Raw genomic sequence first — 16,176 nt, forward strand, 5'->3', positions numbered from 1 at the left:
CTATCGAACGCAGGGGCGAACGACCGTCGATCGAACCCACGCCGCGGGGTTCCGTCGATCGACGATGACCCGCCCGTTGCCGTCCCGGTAGCTCGCGTACCGTTCGCGTTCGATGTCGGCCGTCCCACTGTCGTCGGTACGTCGTGTTCCGTCACTTCGCATTCGAAGTCACTCCCGCCGGCCCGTGGGGCCGACGACGATGACCGCGGCATCCGACGCGGAGACAAAAGGGCTCCGTGGAAGTACTACTAGCGTGGGTATATGCCGCCGACAGTGATCGGTCGGATCGGTCCGAACGAGGGGGCGTCAGGAGTGGGTCGGCTCTTCGTCGGCGGCGGGCTCGAGCCGGGTCGTACACCAGTGACAGAACTCGAGGTCCTCGTCGACTTCCTTCCCGCATTCGGGACAGGTCGCGCCGTCCCCGCCGATATCGCTGCCCGGAGGGAACCCGAGTGCGCGGAAGGTCGCGTCGATCGCGGCGAAGAGACCGATAAACGAGAGCAGGAACTGGGTCATCGCGTCGGTCTCCTCGGCCATGATGTCCGCGTACGCGTTGATATCGCCGACGCTCGTCATCGGCCCAGCGGCGGTGAGCTGTTCGATCGGCAGGAAGATCGCACTCGCCGAGATGAAGAGGCCGGCGAAGACGGCGGCGCGAAGCCAGTCCCGGATCACGAGATGGCCCGCACCCGGCAGGAGTATCGAGAGGCCGGCCGCGAGAAGCGCACGGAACCATGTCATTGTGTGTTGGGGTCGTAGGGGACCCCGACCCTTAACATTCCGATTTCGCTCGTTTTCACTCGAGCCGACCGACCAGCTCCGCGAGCGTCTCGAGGTCGTACTGCCCGGGCGCAGTCGCCTCTGCGGGATCGACGGGTGCATAACCGATCTTCGACCCATAGACCGGCGCGACGGCACGCGTGTGGCTCCCGACCTCGCCCATCGCCATCGTCGCGACGGCGTCCCCGTGGGCGGTCAGTTGCTCGGTCGCCGACAGCAGCGCCAGGGTGTCCGCCGTCGACTCCGCGGTCACTGCCAGCTTCGCGACGTCGGCGTACTTGCCCGCTTCGGTCAGCGTCCGTACCAACTCCGTGCGGGGTGGCGTCCCCTCGAAATCGTGGGCCGAGGCGACGATCGAGACGTCGCGGTCGCGGGCCGTCTCGAGCAGCCCCTCGGCCCCACCCTCGAGGATCGACGCGAGTTCGACGTCGATCGCGTCGACGCCCGCGAGCGCGGTCGCTTCGGCAAGCGTCTCGAGTCGGTCCTCGTCGGTTCCGGCCCACTCGCCGCCCTCCCACGCGGCGCGGTTGGTCGCGAGGATCGGGAGGTCGCCGTCATAGGCCTCGAGGGCGGCGAGGGGGTCGTCGGCCAGATCCATCCGGAACTCGATCGCGTCGGCGTGGTCACGGGCCGCGGGCTCGTCGGCGAGGTCGGCCGTCGACGCCGCGAGAACGAACGAATCGAATCGAAGGCTCATTGCTACGCAGTGCGGACAAGAGCGGGGAAAACGGTATCGTTTCGGCGAACGTCGCCGCGAGTTAGGCCAGGCCGATAGTCTCCTCGGCCTCGAGGAGTTCGTGGTAGCGGTTCCGAATCGTGACTTCGGAGATGTCGGCGACATCGGAGACGGCGGCCTGCGTGGTCTTCTCGTTGGTCAGGAGTGCGGCGGCATAGACTGCTGCCGCGGCGAGGCCGACCGGCGATTTACCGCTGTGGACGCCCTTCTCCTTGGCGTTCTGGAGCAGACTCCGCGCGCGGTGTTCGGCCTCGTCGGAGAGTTCCAGTCCGGAAGCAAAGCGGGGCACGTAGCTCTCGGGATCGGCCGGCTGGACCTCGAGGCCGAGTTCCCGAACCACGTAGCGGTAGGTGCGTGCGATCTCGTTTTTCTCGACGCGGGAGACGTCGGCGATCTCGTCGAGACTTCGGGGGACGCCGGCCTGCCGGGCGGCGGCGTAGACACAGGCCGTCGAGACGCCCTCGATCGAGCGACCGGGGAGCAGGTCCTCGTCGAGTGCACGTCGGTAGATGACCGACGCCGTCTCGCGGACGTTCGTCGGGAGGCCGAGTGCAGACGCCATGCGGTCGATCTCGCCGAGGGCCTGTTTCAGGTTGCGCTCCTTGGAGTCACGAGTTCGGAAGCGCTCGTTCCACTTGCGCAGGCGCTGCATCTTCTCGCGCTGGCGCGAGCCAAGCGAGTTGCCGTAGGCGTCTTTGTTGCGCCAGTCGATGTTCGTCGAGAGCCCCTTGTCGTGCATCGTGTTCGTCGTGGGCGCACCCACGCGGGACTTCTCGTTCTTCTCGGCGGCGTCGAACGCGCGCCACTCGGGACCGCGGTCGACGGAGTCCTCCTCGACGACCAGTCCACAGTCCTCACAGACCGTTTCGCCGTGTTCGTCGTCGACGACGAGATTGCCCGCACACTCCGGACAGACGAGATCCTCCTCTTCCGTTTCGGTTTCCGTTTCGTTCGTTTCGGGTTCGCTACGTCGTACTCTCGTGTTCGATGGTGCGTTAGTCATATCGCGAATGCTCCCGGCCGAACCGATCGTAAAAGCCCGGGCGGAGTCGTTACCTCCCACGTTCAGACACTCGAGGGTTAAGGGTTTCGAAATCCCAACCGCACATCCCCCGAAAACGGGTAATTCGGGCAAAAGAGCATGATAGATAGGCGGAGTAAAACTGCGAACGCGAGCGGAAACACAGCCCCCAAATCGGCCCCGCTCGAACGGCCGATATGGAGATCGCAGTCGGGAGTACGAACCCGGTCAAGATCGACGCGGTCGAACGGACCGTCGAGCGAGACGAAGCGACCGTCCGCCCGGTCGCCGTCGACTCCGGCGTGAGCGAACAGCCCCGATCGGTCGCGGAGACGGTCACGGGTGCGGAGAACCGTGCCCGACGGGCGCTCGAGGCGACCGGGGCCGACTACGGCGTCGGCCTCGAGGGCGGGGTCGCGCGACTCGAGGGAACACCGGGCCTCTCGCTGATCATGTGGGGCGCGGTCACCGACGGCGATCGATTGGAACGTGGTGCCGGTCCGACGATCCGCCTTCCGGACGACGTCGCGGCGCGACTCGAGGACGGCCGGGAGTTGGGGCCGGTGATGGACGAACTGCTCGGCACCGAGGGACTCGCCGAAGGGGCAGGCGCGGTCGGCGTCTTCACGGATCGGCTCACCGACCGGACGGCGGCGCTCGGGCAGGCGGTTGCATGTTCGTTTGGCCCGTTCCTAACGAACTATTACGACGCCGACAGCTGACCGTCACCGGCACCGACTCGCCGGTTTCACGGCCCGACAGCCGGGCGATTCCGCCGATTGGAAACGGACACGTACAGATGACAGTCGCCAGCAAATATATATTAACCACGTGTACCAACGAAAGCTTTCGACGGCAGTATACATCGATTACCGACCACAAAAATCGCAGGACGGCGGCGGGTTAACTGCACGTACCAAACCCCCTAAGGGTGTACCTGCCATCCCATCGTGTATGAGCACTGCAATGGCCCCCGACCTCACGAGCAAACAGCGCCGGATTCTGGAGTACCTTCGGAACAACGCGGCGACGAAGACGTACTTCAAATCCCGTCTGATCGGCCAGGAACTCGGGATGACGGCCAAGGAGGTCGGCTCGAACATTACAGCGCTCCAGGAGGGCGACTACGACGTCGAGATCGAAAAGTGGGGGTACTCCTCGAGTACCACCTGGAAGGTCGACATCTGAGACGGAACCGACCAAGGGGCTCATTTCGCTGCCGTTTGTCGATCGTTTCACGAGCCCCGCGGCTGCCGAACCCTCTTTTCGCTCGCTCCCCTAGCAGCACCGAATGACGACGACGGTACTGTTCGACATGGACGGGATCGTTCTCGAGGGACCGCGCACCGACCCGCAGGTGTACGCCGACGCCGCTGACGCGGCCGTAGCCGATCTCGAGGTCGATCCGTCGCCGGCACAGCGCGAGGACTTCAGGCGACACGACGCCGAGCGGATCAGGACCCACTGCGAGGAGTTGGGGGTCGATCCCGACCGTTTCTGGGAGTTGAAAGAGCGCTACGCCTCGCGGGGCACCCACGATCGGCTCCGTGCCGGCGAGCGTGGGATCTACGACGACGTCGCGACGATCCGGGACCTCGCCGACCGGACGACGGTGGGGCTCGTAACCAACAACCGTCACGAGACCGCCGCGTTCGTCGCCGACTACGTCGGGATCGACTTCGACGTCGTCCGCGGACGGGACCCCACGTTCGAGGGGTACGAGCGGCGCAAGCCCGACCCCGACTACATCGAGGACGCGCTGGCCACCCTCGGGGTCGCGGAAGGTGTCTACGTCGGCGACTCCCACAAAGACGTCGCCGCGGGGCAGGCAGCGGGCCTCGAGACGGTCTACGTGCGACGGGACCACAACCGCGATCACGAACGGCCGCCGAACGCGACCGTCGAACTCGAGGGACTGACGGGGCTCCCGGCGGCGCTCGAGTCGCTGTAAGAACGAATTATTCGGCGTCGTCGCCCTGATACGCTAGATAGCCGTCGGCGTTCCGGGCCAGCGTCCGCGCCCGATCGCCGAAGGAGTCGGCGTGGCGAACGACCAGCACCAGCACCGTCTCGGGGCGTTCGACGGCGTAGCCGTCCGCCCGCGAGAGCAGGCCCGCCTCCTCGAGTTCGCCGGCGTACTTGCTGACCGTGGGTGCGGAGACCTCGAGTGCGTCCGCGAGATCGGCGGCCGTCGCCGACGGCGTCAAGAGGAGTTCGATCAGCATGCCACGTGGGGTCTCCCGCCGAAGGTAGCCAAGCGCCCGTTTTTCGAACTCGTCGAACCGGCCGGCGGTGACGTAGCGCTTGTAGTCGCCGTCGCGGTAGCGTTCGATCGCGCCGGCGTCCTCGAGTCGGCGGAGGTGGTGTTGGGTCTCGCCGGTCCCCAACTGGAGGTCGTCGCGGATCTTCGAGAAGTGGGCACCGGGCGTCGTCGAGAGATAGCCCGCGATCGCGTCGCGCGCGTCGCTTTCGCCCGTTTCAGCCGCCGCTGTGTCGGCGCGACCGACGAGCGGGGAGGCAGCACCGAGGGCAGCGAATCGGCGCAGGGTCGCTCGTTTCTCGTCGTCGACCCCGTCGGGCTTCGTCATGTCTATCTACGGTCCACAACGGTTCGACCCGTAAAACAGGTTTCGCTCCGTCCTGTTTTCCGATAGTGACCGGTTACTGGACGGCTGCGTCGGCAAAAGAGCGCGGGACGGGCCGATCAGTCGCTGGACGAGGGGTCGTCGCCGGCCTCGTCGCTCGGCACGCCGGTCCCACCGTCGGTCTGTCCCTGGAAGTCCTGATCCATCTGTTCGATGACCTCGTCGGGATCCGAGATATCCGCCGTGTCCTGGCCTTCCTTGATCGCCTGGGCCTCCTGTTCCATCGCCTCGACGTCCATCTCGGCCTCCTGGTCGATCTCGCCGATGATCTCGGCGATGTCGTCCAGGCCGATCAGTTCGCGCGTCTCGTCGTCGAACTCGCGGCTCTCGAGTTCCTGACCGTCCGCCTCGACGTCGCTGCCCGAGAGATGCTTGCCGTAGCGCCCGACCAGCGAGGTGAGTTCCTGGGGCATGACGAACGTCGTCGACTCGCCCTGGCCGATCTCGCCGAGCGTCTCCATTCCTTTGTCGATGATGGCGCGCTCGCCCATCGATTCGGCCGAGCGGGCTCGCAGCACGGTCGAAATGGAGTCACCCTGTGCCTCCAGGATCTGGCTCTGCTTTTCACCCTGGGCGCGGATGATCTCGCTCTGTTTGTCACCTTCGGCCTTCTCGACGGCACTGCGGCGTTCACCCTGTGCCTCGAGGATCATGGCACGGCGTTTCCGTTCGGCGGAGGTCTGTTGCTCCATCGCGCGCTGGACGTCCTTCGAGGGGTTGACCTCGCGGACCTCGACCGATTCGACGCGGATCCCCCACTCGTCGGTGGGTTCGTCGAGTTCCTGGCGGATGCGGGCGTTGATCTCCTGGCGCTTGTTCAGCGTGTCGTCGAGTTCCATGTCACCCAGCACGGCACGCAGCGTCGTCTGGGCGAGGTTCGAGACGGCCCGTTTGTAGTCGTCGACCTGCAGGAACGCCTTCTTGGCGTCCATCACCTTGATGTAGACGACGGCGTCGGCGGTCACGGGCGAGTTGTCGCGCGTGATCGCTTCCTGCCGGGGCACGTCCAGCGTCTGGGTTCGCATGTCGAACGCGTACGTGTTCGAGACGAACGGCGGGACGAAGTTGATCCCCGGCTCGAGCAGTTTACGGTACTCACCGAAGACGGTTAGCGCGCGTTTCTCGTAGGCGTCGACGATCTCGATCGCGCTCAGCAGCGCGGCGATCACGAGGACGAGCAAGAGGGCTCCGACGAGTAGCAGGGCCCCACCGAGGGCCTGCATCGGAATGAGTTGGACCACCATATCCCCGACTTACGGCGGTGGGGGGAAAAGCGTTCCCTTGTTTCGTCGACATGTCTGCCCCGATCGGGACCTCACCGTTCCGTTTCCGTCTCCGTTTCCGGTTCGGTGTCGTTGGGGTCGACCGCGGCGTCATCGGCCGGTTCGTCGTCGGTCTCCGTGTCGGCCACCGAGGCGGCATCGGCTTCGGCGGCCGCCTCGGTCTCGGCCTGATCGCGTGCGAGCGCGCGATCGATCTCGTCCTCGCCGATCGCGTCGAGGGACTCGACGGTCAGGACGTTCCCGCCGCCCGGGTCGATGACGATGATTTCCGACCCCTCCTCGATCCGGCCGTCGGTGGTCCGAGCGCTGTAGTAGGGAGCGAAGCCGCCCTCCTCGAGTTTGACCTCGCCGCTGCGGGTCGTGACCGTTTCGGTGACGTAGCCCGTCGTGCCGGCCAGCGAGTCCGAGTCCGTCGTCCTGCCGGTGCCTTTCCCGCCGTAGAAGTCGAACTCGCGGTAGACGTAGGCGGCCGCGGCACCGATAAGCAGCGTCAACAGGGCCAACACGAGGACGTTCGCGAAGGGCGAGAACAACACACCGAGCAGCCCGGCACCGACGAGCGCGACGCCGATGACGATGAGATGTGCGCCGGGAGACACCGCCTCGAGGACCATCAACACGAGTCCCGCGACTAGGAGCAAGAGCGGCACGTTCCCCGCGAGGGATTCCACCATATCCGGGGCTAAGGTCTCGCCCCGATTAAATGTTTACCGCGGTCGTCGAGTGATTTTATCGCTCCGGCCACGACCTCGCGCTCCCGCCGGCGGCGAGAGCGCCTCACCCGAGCGGAATCATCACGAGACGAACGAGGACCAACACCATCGCGATCGCCCCTAACAGGACGAACAGCGCGCTTTCCAGTTCCGGCTCCCCGGGCTCGATGGGCGTCTCGTTCGGCTCCGGCGCGTACTCCTCATCGTCGTCCACGTCGGCCGCGTCATCGCTCGAGTCCGAGAGGTCGAGCGGGATGCGGTCGTCATCGTCGACGCGCTCGTCCCGAACGGAATCGTCTCGGTCCGCGTCGCCGCTCCGGTCGGCGACGCCCCAGCCCTCGCCCGAGTCGGTCCGGGTCGCGTCGGGCCCCGTAACCGACCGCTCGGTCCGGTCGTCGTCGGCGTCGTCTCGCGTCCCGGACGGTTCGTCTGCCATGGCTGATCGTAACGGATCCACCGTCAAAAACCCGTGGTCCGAGCGCGGGGCGGACGGCCCGTTGTACGGGATCACCGGTCCAACCCCGATGTCCTGCAGTTACACCGGGAAATCGGTCCAACAGTCGGTCTCAGGGGCGCTCGGGACGACCCCCGATATCGCCGCCGTAGACGACGCCGCGCTCGGCGTCGACGGTGACCGTCTCGCCGGCCGACAGCGCCGCCACGTCCGCGTCGCTGATCATCGGCACGCCCAGTTCGCGGGCGATCATCGCCGGATAACCGGTCATCCCCCGCTGGGCGTTGACGATCCCGCCGATCCGGTCCGTCTCGCTCGAGAACTCCGCGTCGAAATCGGCCGGCAGCGCGAGGATCGCGCCCTCGGGGACCCCCGAGATGTCGCCGTCAGTGACGTGGACGACCGGCCCGGTCACCCGGCCCTCGACGACCACCTGACCGGTCGTCAGCGCGTCGGCCGCGACGTGGACCTTCAGCATGTTCGTCGTGTTCGCCCCCTCGAGTTCGGTCATCATGCCACAGAGGACGACGACGGTGTCCCCGCTCTCGGCGACGCCGGCGTTTAGGGCCGCCTGAACGGCCTTCTCGACGACCGCGCCGGCCCCCTGTCCCGAGACGTTGGCGTACAGCGGCGTCACGCCCCAGGTCAGCGCGAGCTGGCGGCGCACCGCCTGACTCGGCGTCGAGGCGACGACGGGCACGCCGGGGCGGTACTTCGCCGTCTTCAGGGCGGTGTAACCGGACTCGGTCGCGGCGACGACCGCGTCCGCGTCGATGTCCCGGGCCAGAAAGCGGGCCGAGCGAGCGAGCGCGTCCGTCCGCGCCTCGCCGGCGGCCGGGACCCGCTGCTCGAGCAGTTCGGCGTGTTCCGCGGAGCCCTCGACCTCGCGGACGATGCTGTCCATCGCGTCGACGACGGCGACGGGGTGGTCGCCGATCGCCGTCTCGGCCGACAGCATGACCGCGTCGGTGCCGTCGAGGACGGCGTTGGCGACGTCGGAGGCCTCCGCGCGGGTGGGCCGACGCGCCGTGACCATCGAGTCGAGCATCTCCGTGGCCGTGATGACCGGCCGCCCCGCCTCGCGGCACGTCCGGATGATCCGCTTTTGGATCATCGGGACGTCCTCCATCGGACACTCGACGCCGAGGTCGCCGCGGGCGACCATCACGCCGTAGGCGGCGTCGATGATCTCGTCCAGATTGTCGACCGCGCCCGCTCGCTCGATCTTCGCGATGACCGGAATGTCGGCACCGGCCGCCTCGAGTACCTCGTCGACCTCGTAGACGTCGTCGGCGTCCCGGACGAAACTCGCGGCAACGAAGTCCACCTCCTTTGCGGCGGCCAGCTCGAGATCCTTTCGGTCGGACTCGGTGACGACGTCGAGGTCGAGTTCGACGCCGGGGACGTTGACCCCCTTGCGGCCGCCGAGGTCGCCGCCGGTATCGACGCGGGCTCGGACGCCCTCGCCCTCGGTTTCGAGGACGGTTGCCTCGATCAACCCGTCGTCGAGCAGGATCCGATCGCCGGGCTCGACGGCGTCGATCGACAGCGAGAGCCCGACGGTCTCTGGCGTCGCCGTCTCGCCTTCGACGAAGCGGATCTCCGAGCCCGTCTCGAGCGTCACTGTCTCCCCCCCGGGCAGGGGCGCGGTCCGGATCTCGGGGCCCTGCATGTCGAGCATGACTGCGACGGGCTCGGTGCGCTCCTCGTCGACCGCGCGGACCCGGTCGATCAATGCGGCGCGGTCCTCGCGGCTCCCGTGGCTCGCGTTCAGCCGCGCGACCGACATCCCCGCCTCGGCCAACTCCCGGATCGTTTCCCGGTCGTTCGACGCCGGTCCCAGCGTACAGACGATCTTCGCGTTTCTCATGTCGGGGGCTAACGCCAGGTGGCGTAAAAACCGGTCGCTTACTCGCCCTCGAGTACCCGTTTCGTCGAGGCGCCGTCGCCCGCCACGCCGACCCCCGAGCGGCGGGCCCGGATCGGGCCGTTACCAGAGGCCGGCGAGGTTGCCAAGCGCCATGACCGAAAACAGCGAGAGGGCGATCACGACGAGCGCCCTGGCTTCCGCCGATCCGCAAGCGGCGGGAAGCCACGCGAGCCAGTTCGACCGCGCGTCTCGACCGACAGCCCCTCGAACGCGCCCGTCACTCTGTGACATATGCGAACGTATTGCATCTAACCACATAGCTGTATTTGAGGCGGGTTGACAGATACTACCGAGACGGGGGTGTCGAACGGTCACCGTGCGACCGCCCGGATCGCCCCCGCTCGAGCGAGCCGTCTACTTGATCTTCTCGCCGACCGCGGCGTCGCCGTGGGTCGTCAGCAGGTCGGCCTCCTCGCCCGCGGCGAGGATCATCCCGTTGGACTCGACGCCGAACAGTTCGGCTTTCTCCATGTTCGCGAGCAGGACACATTTCTCGCCCGGCAGCTCGTCGAGATCGTGCAGTTGCTTGATCCCCGCGACGATCTGTCGGGTCTCGAAACCGATGTCGACCTCGAGGCGCGCGAGGTCGTCCGCGCCCTCGATTCCCTCGGCGGATTCGATCCGGCCGACCCGGACGTCCAGTTCCTGAAAGTCCTCGAACCCGATCCGCTCGTCGGCCAGCGGCTCGAGATCATCGGTGTCACTCATACCGTCGGCTTCCGCGTCGGTGCTTTCGTCGCTTTCGGTTTCCTCGTCGTCATCGTCCGAGGCGGCCGCGACGCGTTCCTCGAGCTTTTCAGTCAGTTCGTCGACGCGGTCGTCCTCGATCTTCTCGAAGAGTTCGCCGGGCTCGTCGAAGTCCCGTGGCGGAGCCTCGAGCGCGTCCTCGAGGTGGGCGTCGGCGATATCGCCGTCCTCGCCGATCTGTGCCCAGAGGGCCTGGGCCTTGTCGGGGGTGATCGGCTCGAGCAGGACGGCGACGGCCTTGGCGATCTGGACGCAGTCGCGGATGACCTGCGTCGCGTCCTCGCTCTCGGCGTCGAGCTTCCAGGGCTCGTTGCGCTGGATGTACTCGTTGCCGAACTGCGCGAGTTCGGTCGCCGCTCCGCCGACCCCGCGCATGGAGTAGTCGTTGACGTTCTCGCGCACGTCGTCGATCGCGCCCTCGATGCGGTCGCGGACTTCGTCGGAGACGGCCGCATCGGGGGTCCCCTCGTAGTTGCGGTAGGCAAAGAGCAGTGAGCGGTACCAGAAGTTACCGACGGTGCCGACGAGTTCGCCGTTGACCGTCTCCTGGAAGGCGTCCCAGGAGAAGTCGACGTCCTGTTGGAGCCCGCCGGTCGTCGTCAGATAGTACCGCAGCAGATCGGGGTGGAACCCTTCCTCGAGGTATTCCTTCGCCCAGATCGCCCGGTTGCGGCTCGTCGAGAGCCCCTTGCCGTTGATCGTGATGAAGCCGGTCGCGGCGATCCCGCGGGGCTTGTTGTAGCCCGCGCCCTCGAGCATGGCCGGCCAGAAGATCGCGTGGTGCTGGATGATGTCCCGGCCGATGACGTGCATGATCTCGCCGTCGCCCTTCCAGACCTGCTCCCAGTCGAACGCGTCGGTCCCGACGCGCTCGGAGTACTGCTTCGAACTCGAGATGTACTCGATCGGCGCGTCGACCCAGACGTAGAGGACGAGGTCGCTCTCGTCCTCGCCCTCGGCGGTCGGGTAATCGATCCCCCAGTCCATATCGCGCGTGATACACCAGTCCTGCAGGCCGTCCTCGATCCACTGCCGGGGCTGGTTACGAGCGTTCGAGGTCCCCTCGAGGCCGTCCAAAAAGTCGGTGAGGAAGTCCGCGAATTCGGAGACCTCGAAGAACTTGTGGGTGCGCTTGCGGTACTCGGCGGGGTTGCCCGTGATCGTACTGGTCGGGTCCTCGACCTCGCCGGGCTCTAAGTGGCGCTGACAGCCCTCGTCGCACTCGTCGCCGCGGGCTTTTGCGCCGCAGTAGGGACAGGTCCCCTCGACGTAGCGGTCGGGGAGGTACTGGTCGGCGTCGGGATCGTAGGCGACCTGGATCTCCTTCTCGTAGATGTAGCCCTCGTCGTCCAGCGTCCGGACGATCTCCTGCGTCGTCTCGACGTTGGTCTCGTCGTGGGTGTGACCGTAGTTGTCGAACTCGACGTTGAACTTCGGGAACGTCTCCTCGTACTGGCGGTGCCAGTCTAACGCGAAGTCCTCGGGGTCGACGCCCTCCTGTTCGGCGTTGACGGCGACCGGGGTGCCGTGCATGTCCGAGCCGCAGACGTAGGCCGTCTCCTGTCCCAGCGTCTCGAGCGCGCGGGAAAAGGCGTCCGCGCCGATATACCCCCGCAGGTGACCGATGTGAAGGTCCCCGTTCGCGTAGGGGAGCCCACAGGTCACGACGGCGGGTTCGTCCGTCGGAAAGTCCTCGTGGCTCATGATCGCCACGTCGCGCTCGCGGGCGTAAAACCCGCCGGTTTCGATCGGGGGCGGACCCGCGGTACGCGGTGGCGATCAGTCGTCGCTCGTGATCGGGACGCTCGCACGCACCTCGAGCCGGTCGAGATCGCCGATAAAGGAGGCCAGCATCTCGCGGGTGACGTGGGGCATACAGACCACGCGCAGTTCGTCGGTCGCGGTTCTCGAGATCCGCCAGCCCTTGGCCCGCAACGCGTCGAAGGTCGAGCGGGGGACGTCGGCCGCCACCAGCGGCAGCGTCGGGTCGGCGACCTCGTAGCCGCGTTTCTCGAGGGCGTCGGCGAGCCACTCGGCGTTGTTCTGCGAGCGGACGTACTGCCGGCGGTACCCCGTCGGCCACAGCTCCTCCATCGCGGCAACGGCGCTGGCGACGCCGGCACCCGAACGGGTGCCGGTCAGGGTCGCCTGCGAGGTCGACTCGAGGTAGGGCGTGTCGACGGCGAGTTCGTCGAGCAGGGCCGAATCGCGAACGAGCAGGCCGCCCGCGGGAACGGCGGCCTGACCCATCTTGTGGGGGTCGATCGCCATCGTGTCGACCGCGGCGTGGGCGAAGTTCCACTCGTAGTCGGTAAAGGGCAGCACGAAGCCGCCCCAGGCGGCGTCGACGTGCAGCGTCGCGTCGACCGAGTGTGCGATCTCGCCCAACTCGGGAATGGGATCGACGCGGCCGTACTCGGTCGTCCCCGCGACGCCGACCACCGCGGCGGTGTCCTCGTCGACGGCGGCCCGGACGGCCCCGAGGTCGGCCCGGTAGTCGTCGTCGGTCGGCACGATCCGGAGGTCGATCCCGAGCAGGTCCGCGGCCTTCTGGAAGCTAAAGTGGCCCGACTCGGGCATGACGACGTTCGGATTCCGGCTATCGGCCCGTTCGCGGGCGATCCGGACTGCCTGAATGTTCGCTTCCGTGCCGCCACTGGTGATATAGCCCGCCGGCTCTTGGAGTCCGGCGATCTCGCTCAGCAGGGCGACCGCGTCGTCCTCGAGTTCCGAGACGCCGGGGTAGGTGCCCGGATCGCCGGGGTTGGTCGCGAGAAACCGCTCGGCCGCGTCGCGTGCCGCCGGGTGGGGTTCCGTACACATCGAGGAGAGAACCCGGTCGAACGCCTGCGGCTCGATTTGCATATCACGTATGTAATCGGTCAGCGATTTATTTGTTGCGTTTGACGACGTTTCACGAGGGGATTCCCTCGCCGTCTTCGGTTCCGTGGGCGGGTCTGCCGGCCCGGCCGCCGGTAGCGCGAAAGCGTGCCTTCAAGTCCGGGGCCGCGCTACGGCCACGCATGAACCCAGGCGACCGCGTCCGCGTCGATCGCGCGGACCGTACGTACGAAGGCGTGTTGCTCCCCTCGAGTACGGACGACCAGCTCGTGGTGAAACTCGAGGGCGGCTACAACGTCGGCGTCGACCGGGGCGAGGCCGACGTGGAGGTCCTCGCGGAGGACGTCTACAGGATCGACGGCACCGACGCCGCGGGCGACGATGGGGCCTCGGAGATCGAGTTCGACGACGACCTGCCGACGATCTCGCTGATCTCGACCGGCGGGACGATCGCCTCGACGGTCGACTACCGCACCGGCGCGGTGACCGCCCAGTTCGACGCCGAGGACGTCCTGCGGGCGGTGCCGGATCTGGCCGGCCGGGCGAACTACCGCGGGCGCGTCGTCGCCAACATCCTCTCGGAGAACATGGAGCCGTCGATCTGGCGGGACCTCGCGCAGGCGGTCCGCGAGGAGATCGAGGCCGGCGCGGACGGCGTCGTCGTCATGCATGGCACCGACACGATGCAGTACTCCGCCTCCGCCCTCGCGTTCATGCTCGAGACGCCGGTACCGATCGTCTTCACCGGCTCCCAGCGCTCGGCCGACCGCCCCTCCTCCGATAACGTGATGAACGCCGTCTCGGCGGTCGAGGCCGCCAAAAGCGACTGTGCGGAGGTCATGGTCTGTATGCACGCCACCGAGTCGGACGACCGCTGTGCCCTTCACCGCGGGACCCGCGTGCGGAAGAACCACACCTCGCGGCGGGACGCCTTCGAGACCGTCGGCGCGGAACCGCTCGGTGAGGTCGAGTACGAGACCGAGACCGTCGAGTTCCGGCGGGCGTATCAGGAACGCGGAGCGAGCGAGTTGGAACTCCGCGACGACCTCGAGGGCGACGTCGAACTGCTGAAGTTCACCCCCGGAATGGACCCCGCGTTCCTCGACGTCGTCGAGGGGAGCGAGGGCCTGATCATCGAGGGCACCGGACTCGGACACGTCCACACCGATTTGATCCCCCGCATCGAGGAACTCATCGCGGACGGGACGACAGTCGTCATGACGAGTCAGTGTCTCGAGGGCCGGGTCTGTGACCGGGTCTACGACACGGGTCGGGACCTGCTCGAGGCCGGCGTCGTCGAGGCCGGCGACACGCTGCCGGGGACGGCGAAGGTCAAGCTGATGTGGGCGCTCGCAAACAGCGACGACGTCGCGGAAGCGATGGGCACGTCGCTGGCCGGCGAGATTCAGGAGCGGTCGGTCCCCTGGGAGTGATCGCGTCCGCTGGACGCGGCTGAACGGAGACGGAGTCGAGAGATTGTTTTGCGACGCGCGCTCGAAATCGGACGACAGCGTGTGCCACCGCAGTCGATCCCGCCTCGAGCCCGCGAAGTTCTTTCACGGGCGATCACATGAGATGCCAATACTCGACAGCTATGGCATCAGAGTTGGATTCCGAGTCCGCCATCGAGATCCGCCGCGCTACTCACGACGACTACGACGCCGTCGCCGACTTCACGGGCGATATCTGGCCCGACCGCGGCGGCGACTACATCCCGCGAATCTACCACGACTGGCTCGAGGACGAGCCGGGACAGGGCAAGAAGACCTTCCTCGCCGAAGTCGACGGCGAGACCGCGGGGATCGTCCAGGCCGTCATGCTCTCGGACGACGAGGCCTGGTTCCAGGGAATGCGCGTCGCGGCCGACTACCGCCGGCGGGGCGTAAGCCACCGGCTGAACGAGGCGACCTTCGAGTGGGCCCGCGAGCAGGGAGCGACCGTGGGCCGCGTGATGATCTTCTCGTGGAACGCGGCCTCGCTGGGCGCGGCACGAGCCAGCGGCTTCGAACCGATCACCGAGTTTCGCTTCGCCCATCCCGACCCCGACCCGGACGCCGCGGGACCCCACGCGGTCTCGAGCGATCCGACCGAGGCGTGGCGCTACTGGACACACAGCGACGCCCGCGAATACCTGCGCGGGCTCGGTCTCGCGCCCGAGGAATCGTGGGCCGTCCGCGAACTCACGCGTGACGACTTCGATCGGTTGGCCGACGAAACGGCGGTTTTCGCCGTCGAGAGCGAGGATGGACTCGCTGGCGCTGCCTACCGCACCCGAAGCTACGAGCGGCCGGTCGACGGCGACGCGACGGACGGCTCGAGCGACGATCCCGAAACCGAACGGTGGGTCGAGTACGGCGTCGCCGCGTGGGACGGGGTCGAGGCCGCCCGCTCGCTGTTCGCCGCGATCGCTCGCGACGCGGCCGACTGCGGCGCGGAAAAGACGCGCGTCCTGATTCCCGAAACCGCTCGATTCGTCACCGACGTGCCCGCCGCGGGAGTCGATATCGCCGAGGAACCGGACTTCGTGCTGGGGATCGACCTGACGGCGACTCGCTGACGGCTACCCGCCGCTGACCGGCGGGAACAGCGCCAGTTCATCGCCCGCCTCGAGAACCGTCGCCAGCCCCTCCTCCTCGACCAGGACGTTCGTGCCGTTGCGAAGCACGTTGATCTGGGAGCGCAGTTCGCCGTCCTCGAGGACGCGGCCCTCGAGGGCGGGGGCCTCCTCGAGCAGTTCCTCGAAGGCGTCGCCGACGGTGTCGCCGGCCTCGGCGTCGACGGTCACGTGCTTGTCGCCGGCGCGCTCGGCCAGATCCGCGAACAGTTTCCACTCCGTGGGCATACGTGGCGGTATCGGTGCCGGCGGCAAGTAGCTACCGCTCTCGGGGCCGTTCCGGCGCGTGGCCGCGATCCGGATCGGCGGCCGCCCGCTGGCCGTCGTCGGCCGGCGGTGTCGCGGACTCGTCCGCGTCAGCCAGCGACCGTTCGGTCACCCGGCGAAGCGCGTCCGGCCGGCCGAGGACGGA

At 67.3% G+C, this 16,176-nt stretch carries 18 protein-coding genes; 5 read left to right on the plus strand and 13 right to left on the minus strand.

Features of this window, described 5'->3' with window-relative positions:
* The 4 genes from ACSBP4_RS18725 to ACSBP4_RS18740 form a co-directional block, all read right to left on the minus strand.
* Nucleotides 1-162 carry a DUF7331 family protein gene (locus ACSBP4_RS18725; protein ID WP_435553116.1) on the minus strand — a complete coding sequence of 54 codons (162 nt, stop codon included), beginning with the start codon at nt 160-162 and terminating at the stop codon, nt 1-3.
* 144 nt (nt 163-306) lie between these two features.
* Entirely contained in the window at nt 307-741 is a 435-nt protein-coding gene (locus ACSBP4_RS18730) for a DUF7575 domain-containing protein (protein ID WP_435553117.1), read from the minus strand.
* A 55-nt stretch (nt 742-796) separates the two neighbouring features.
* Complete coding sequence (locus ACSBP4_RS18735; protein ID WP_049965022.1) at nt 797-1,477, minus strand: type I 3-dehydroquinate dehydratase; 681 nt, start codon at nt 1,475-1,477, stop codon at nt 797-799.
* A gap of 61 nt (nt 1,478-1,538) precedes the next feature.
* The gene (locus ACSBP4_RS18740) at nt 1,539-2,519 is read right to left on the minus strand and encodes a transcription initiation factor IIB (protein ID WP_006182559.1); all 981 of its coding nucleotides are present in this window, start codon (nt 2,517-2,519) and stop codon (nt 1,539-1,541) included.
* Between the two features lie 215 nt (nt 2,520-2,734).
* On the opposite strand from ACSBP4_RS18740, the gene yjjX reads away from it, so the two are divergent.
* The 3 genes from yjjX to ACSBP4_RS18755 all read left to right on the plus strand — a co-directional run bounded on the left by yjjX (nt 2,735) and on the right by ACSBP4_RS18755 (nt 4,488).
* Complete coding sequence (yjjX, locus tag ACSBP4_RS18745; RefSeq protein ID WP_006650063.1) at nt 2,735-3,259, plus strand: inosine/xanthosine triphosphatase; 525 nt, start codon at nt 2,735-2,737, stop codon at nt 3,257-3,259.
* Nucleotides 3,260-3,503: 244 nt separating this feature from the next.
* On the plus strand, nt 3,504-3,725 hold the full coding sequence (locus tag ACSBP4_RS18750) for a DUF7123 family protein (RefSeq protein WP_006182561.1): 222 nt from the start codon (nt 3,504-3,506) through the stop codon (nt 3,723-3,725).
* Nucleotides 3,726-3,828: 103 nt separating this feature from the next.
* Nucleotides 3,829-4,488 (plus strand): HAD family hydrolase, encoded by a 660-nt coding sequence (locus ACSBP4_RS18755; RefSeq protein WP_049965023.1) that lies wholly within the window; start codon nt 3,829-3,831, stop codon nt 4,486-4,488.
* Nucleotides 4,489-4,495: 7 nt separating this feature from the next.
* Here ACSBP4_RS18755 and ACSBP4_RS18760 read toward each other — a convergent pair whose 3' ends face one another.
* The 8 genes from ACSBP4_RS18760 to mfnA form a co-directional block, all read right to left on the minus strand.
* Nucleotides 4,496-5,125 (minus strand): winged helix-turn-helix transcriptional regulator, encoded by a 630-nt coding sequence (locus ACSBP4_RS18760; RefSeq protein ID WP_006650061.1) that lies wholly within the window; start codon nt 5,123-5,125, stop codon nt 4,496-4,498.
* 116 nt (nt 5,126-5,241) lie between these two features.
* Complete coding sequence (locus ACSBP4_RS18765) at nt 5,242-6,426, minus strand: SPFH domain-containing protein (protein WP_006650060.1); 1,185 nt, start codon at nt 6,424-6,426, stop codon at nt 5,242-5,244.
* A 71-nt stretch (nt 6,427-6,497) separates the two neighbouring features.
* Entirely contained in the window at nt 6,498-7,139 is a 642-nt protein-coding gene (locus ACSBP4_RS18770; RefSeq protein ID WP_435553118.1) for an NfeD family protein, read from the minus strand.
* Between the two features lie 103 nt (nt 7,140-7,242).
* Nucleotides 7,243-7,614: a DUF7312 domain-containing protein gene (locus tag ACSBP4_RS18775; RefSeq protein ID WP_049965024.1), complete on the minus strand. Its 372-nt coding sequence runs from the start codon at nt 7,612-7,614 to the stop codon at nt 7,243-7,245.
* Between the two features lie 130 nt (nt 7,615-7,744).
* Nucleotides 7,745-9,502 carry a pyruvate kinase gene (gene pyk, locus ACSBP4_RS18780; protein WP_435553119.1) on the minus strand — a complete coding sequence of 586 codons (1,758 nt, stop codon included), beginning with the start codon at nt 9,500-9,502 and terminating at the stop codon, nt 7,745-7,747.
* 120 nt (nt 9,503-9,622) lie between these two features.
* The gene (locus ACSBP4_RS18785) at nt 9,623-9,793 is read right to left on the minus strand and encodes a hypothetical protein (protein WP_435553120.1); all 171 of its coding nucleotides are present in this window, start codon (nt 9,791-9,793) and stop codon (nt 9,623-9,625) included.
* 123 nt (nt 9,794-9,916) lie between these two features.
* Entirely contained in the window at nt 9,917-12,013 is a 2,097-nt protein-coding gene (gene metG, locus ACSBP4_RS18790) for a methionine--tRNA ligase (RefSeq protein WP_435553121.1), read from the minus strand.
* A 75-nt stretch (nt 12,014-12,088) separates the two neighbouring features.
* Entirely contained in the window at nt 12,089-13,195 is a 1,107-nt protein-coding gene (mfnA, locus tag ACSBP4_RS18795) for a tyrosine decarboxylase MfnA (RefSeq protein ID WP_435553124.1), read from the minus strand.
* Between the two features lie 137 nt (nt 13,196-13,332).
* Here mfnA and gatD point away from each other — a divergent pair, with 137 nt between their 5' ends.
* A complete protein-coding gene (gatD, locus tag ACSBP4_RS18800) occupies nt 13,333-14,583 on the plus strand; it encodes a Glu-tRNA(Gln) amidotransferase subunit GatD (RefSeq protein ID WP_435553122.1) in 1,251 nt (416 codons plus the stop codon).
* 161 nt (nt 14,584-14,744) lie between these two features.
* Nucleotides 14,745-15,707, plus strand: a complete 963-nt coding sequence (locus ACSBP4_RS18805) for an N-acetyltransferase family protein (protein ID WP_435553123.1) — start codon at nt 14,745-14,747, stop codon at nt 15,705-15,707.
* Between the two features lie 3 nt (nt 15,708-15,710).
* On the opposite strand, the gene ACSBP4_RS18810 is transcribed toward ACSBP4_RS18805, so the two are convergent.
* The gene (locus ACSBP4_RS18810; protein WP_006650051.1) at nt 15,711-15,992 is read right to left on the minus strand and encodes a ubiquitin-like small modifier protein 1; all 282 of its coding nucleotides are present in this window, start codon (nt 15,990-15,992) and stop codon (nt 15,711-15,713) included.
* Between the last annotated feature and the right edge of the window lie 184 nt (nt 15,993-16,176).

This window comes from Natrinema sp. CGMCC1.2065 (assembly GCF_051225675.1).
GTDB lineage: Archaea > Halobacteriota > Halobacteria > Halobacteriales > Natrialbaceae > Natrinema > Natrinema thermotolerans.

Excerpts from the sequence above, each read along its gene's own strand:
- ACSBP4_RS18725 (WP_435553116.1), bottom strand. The coding sequence starts at position 162 with ATGCGAAGTGACGGAACACGACGTACCGACGACAGTGGGACGGCCGAC.
- ACSBP4_RS18730 (WP_435553117.1), bottom strand. The coding sequence starts at position 741 with ATGACATGGTTCCGTGCGCTTCTCGCGGCCGGCCTCTCGATACTCCTG.
- ACSBP4_RS18735 (WP_049965022.1), bottom strand. The coding sequence starts at position 1,477 with ATGAGCCTTCGATTCGATTCGTTCGTTCTCGCGGCGTCGACGGCCGAC.
- ACSBP4_RS18740 (WP_006182559.1), bottom strand. The coding sequence starts at position 2,519 with ATGACTAACGCACCATCGAACACGAGAGTACGACGTAGCGAACCCGAA.
- yjjX (WP_006650063.1), top strand. The coding sequence starts at position 2,735 with ATGGAGATCGCAGTCGGGAGTACGAACCCGGTCAAGATCGACGCGGTC.
- ACSBP4_RS18750 (WP_006182561.1), top strand. The coding sequence starts at position 3,504 with ATGGCCCCCGACCTCACGAGCAAACAGCGCCGGATTCTGGAGTACCTT.
- ACSBP4_RS18755 (WP_049965023.1), top strand. The coding sequence starts at position 3,829 with ATGACGACGACGGTACTGTTCGACATGGACGGGATCGTTCTCGAGGGA.
- ACSBP4_RS18760 (WP_006650061.1), bottom strand. The coding sequence starts at position 5,125 with ATGACGAAGCCCGACGGGGTCGACGACGAGAAACGAGCGACCCTGCGC.
- ACSBP4_RS18765 (WP_006650060.1), bottom strand. The coding sequence starts at position 6,426 with ATGGTGGTCCAACTCATTCCGATGCAGGCCCTCGGTGGGGCCCTGCTA.
- ACSBP4_RS18770 (WP_435553118.1), bottom strand. The coding sequence starts at position 7,139 with ATGGTGGAATCCCTCGCGGGGAACGTGCCGCTCTTGCTCCTAGTCGCG.
- ACSBP4_RS18775 (WP_049965024.1), bottom strand. The coding sequence starts at position 7,614 with ATGGCAGACGAACCGTCCGGGACGCGAGACGACGCCGACGACGACCGG.
- pyk (WP_435553119.1), bottom strand. The coding sequence starts at position 9,502 with ATGAGAAACGCGAAGATCGTCTGTACGCTGGGACCGGCGTCGAACGAC.
- ACSBP4_RS18785 (WP_435553120.1), bottom strand. The coding sequence starts at position 9,793 with ATGTCACAGAGTGACGGGCGCGTTCGAGGGGCTGTCGGTCGAGACGCG.
- metG (WP_435553121.1), bottom strand. The coding sequence starts at position 12,013 with ATGAGCCACGAGGACTTTCCGACGGACGAACCCGCCGTCGTGACCTGT.
- gatD (WP_435553122.1), top strand. The coding sequence starts at position 13,333 with ATGAACCCAGGCGACCGCGTCCGCGTCGATCGCGCGGACCGTACGTAC.
- ACSBP4_RS18805 (WP_435553123.1), top strand. The coding sequence starts at position 14,745 with ATGGCATCAGAGTTGGATTCCGAGTCCGCCATCGAGATCCGCCGCGCT.
- ACSBP4_RS18810 (WP_006650051.1), bottom strand. The coding sequence starts at position 15,992 with ATGCCCACGGAGTGGAAACTGTTCGCGGATCTGGCCGAGCGCGCCGGC.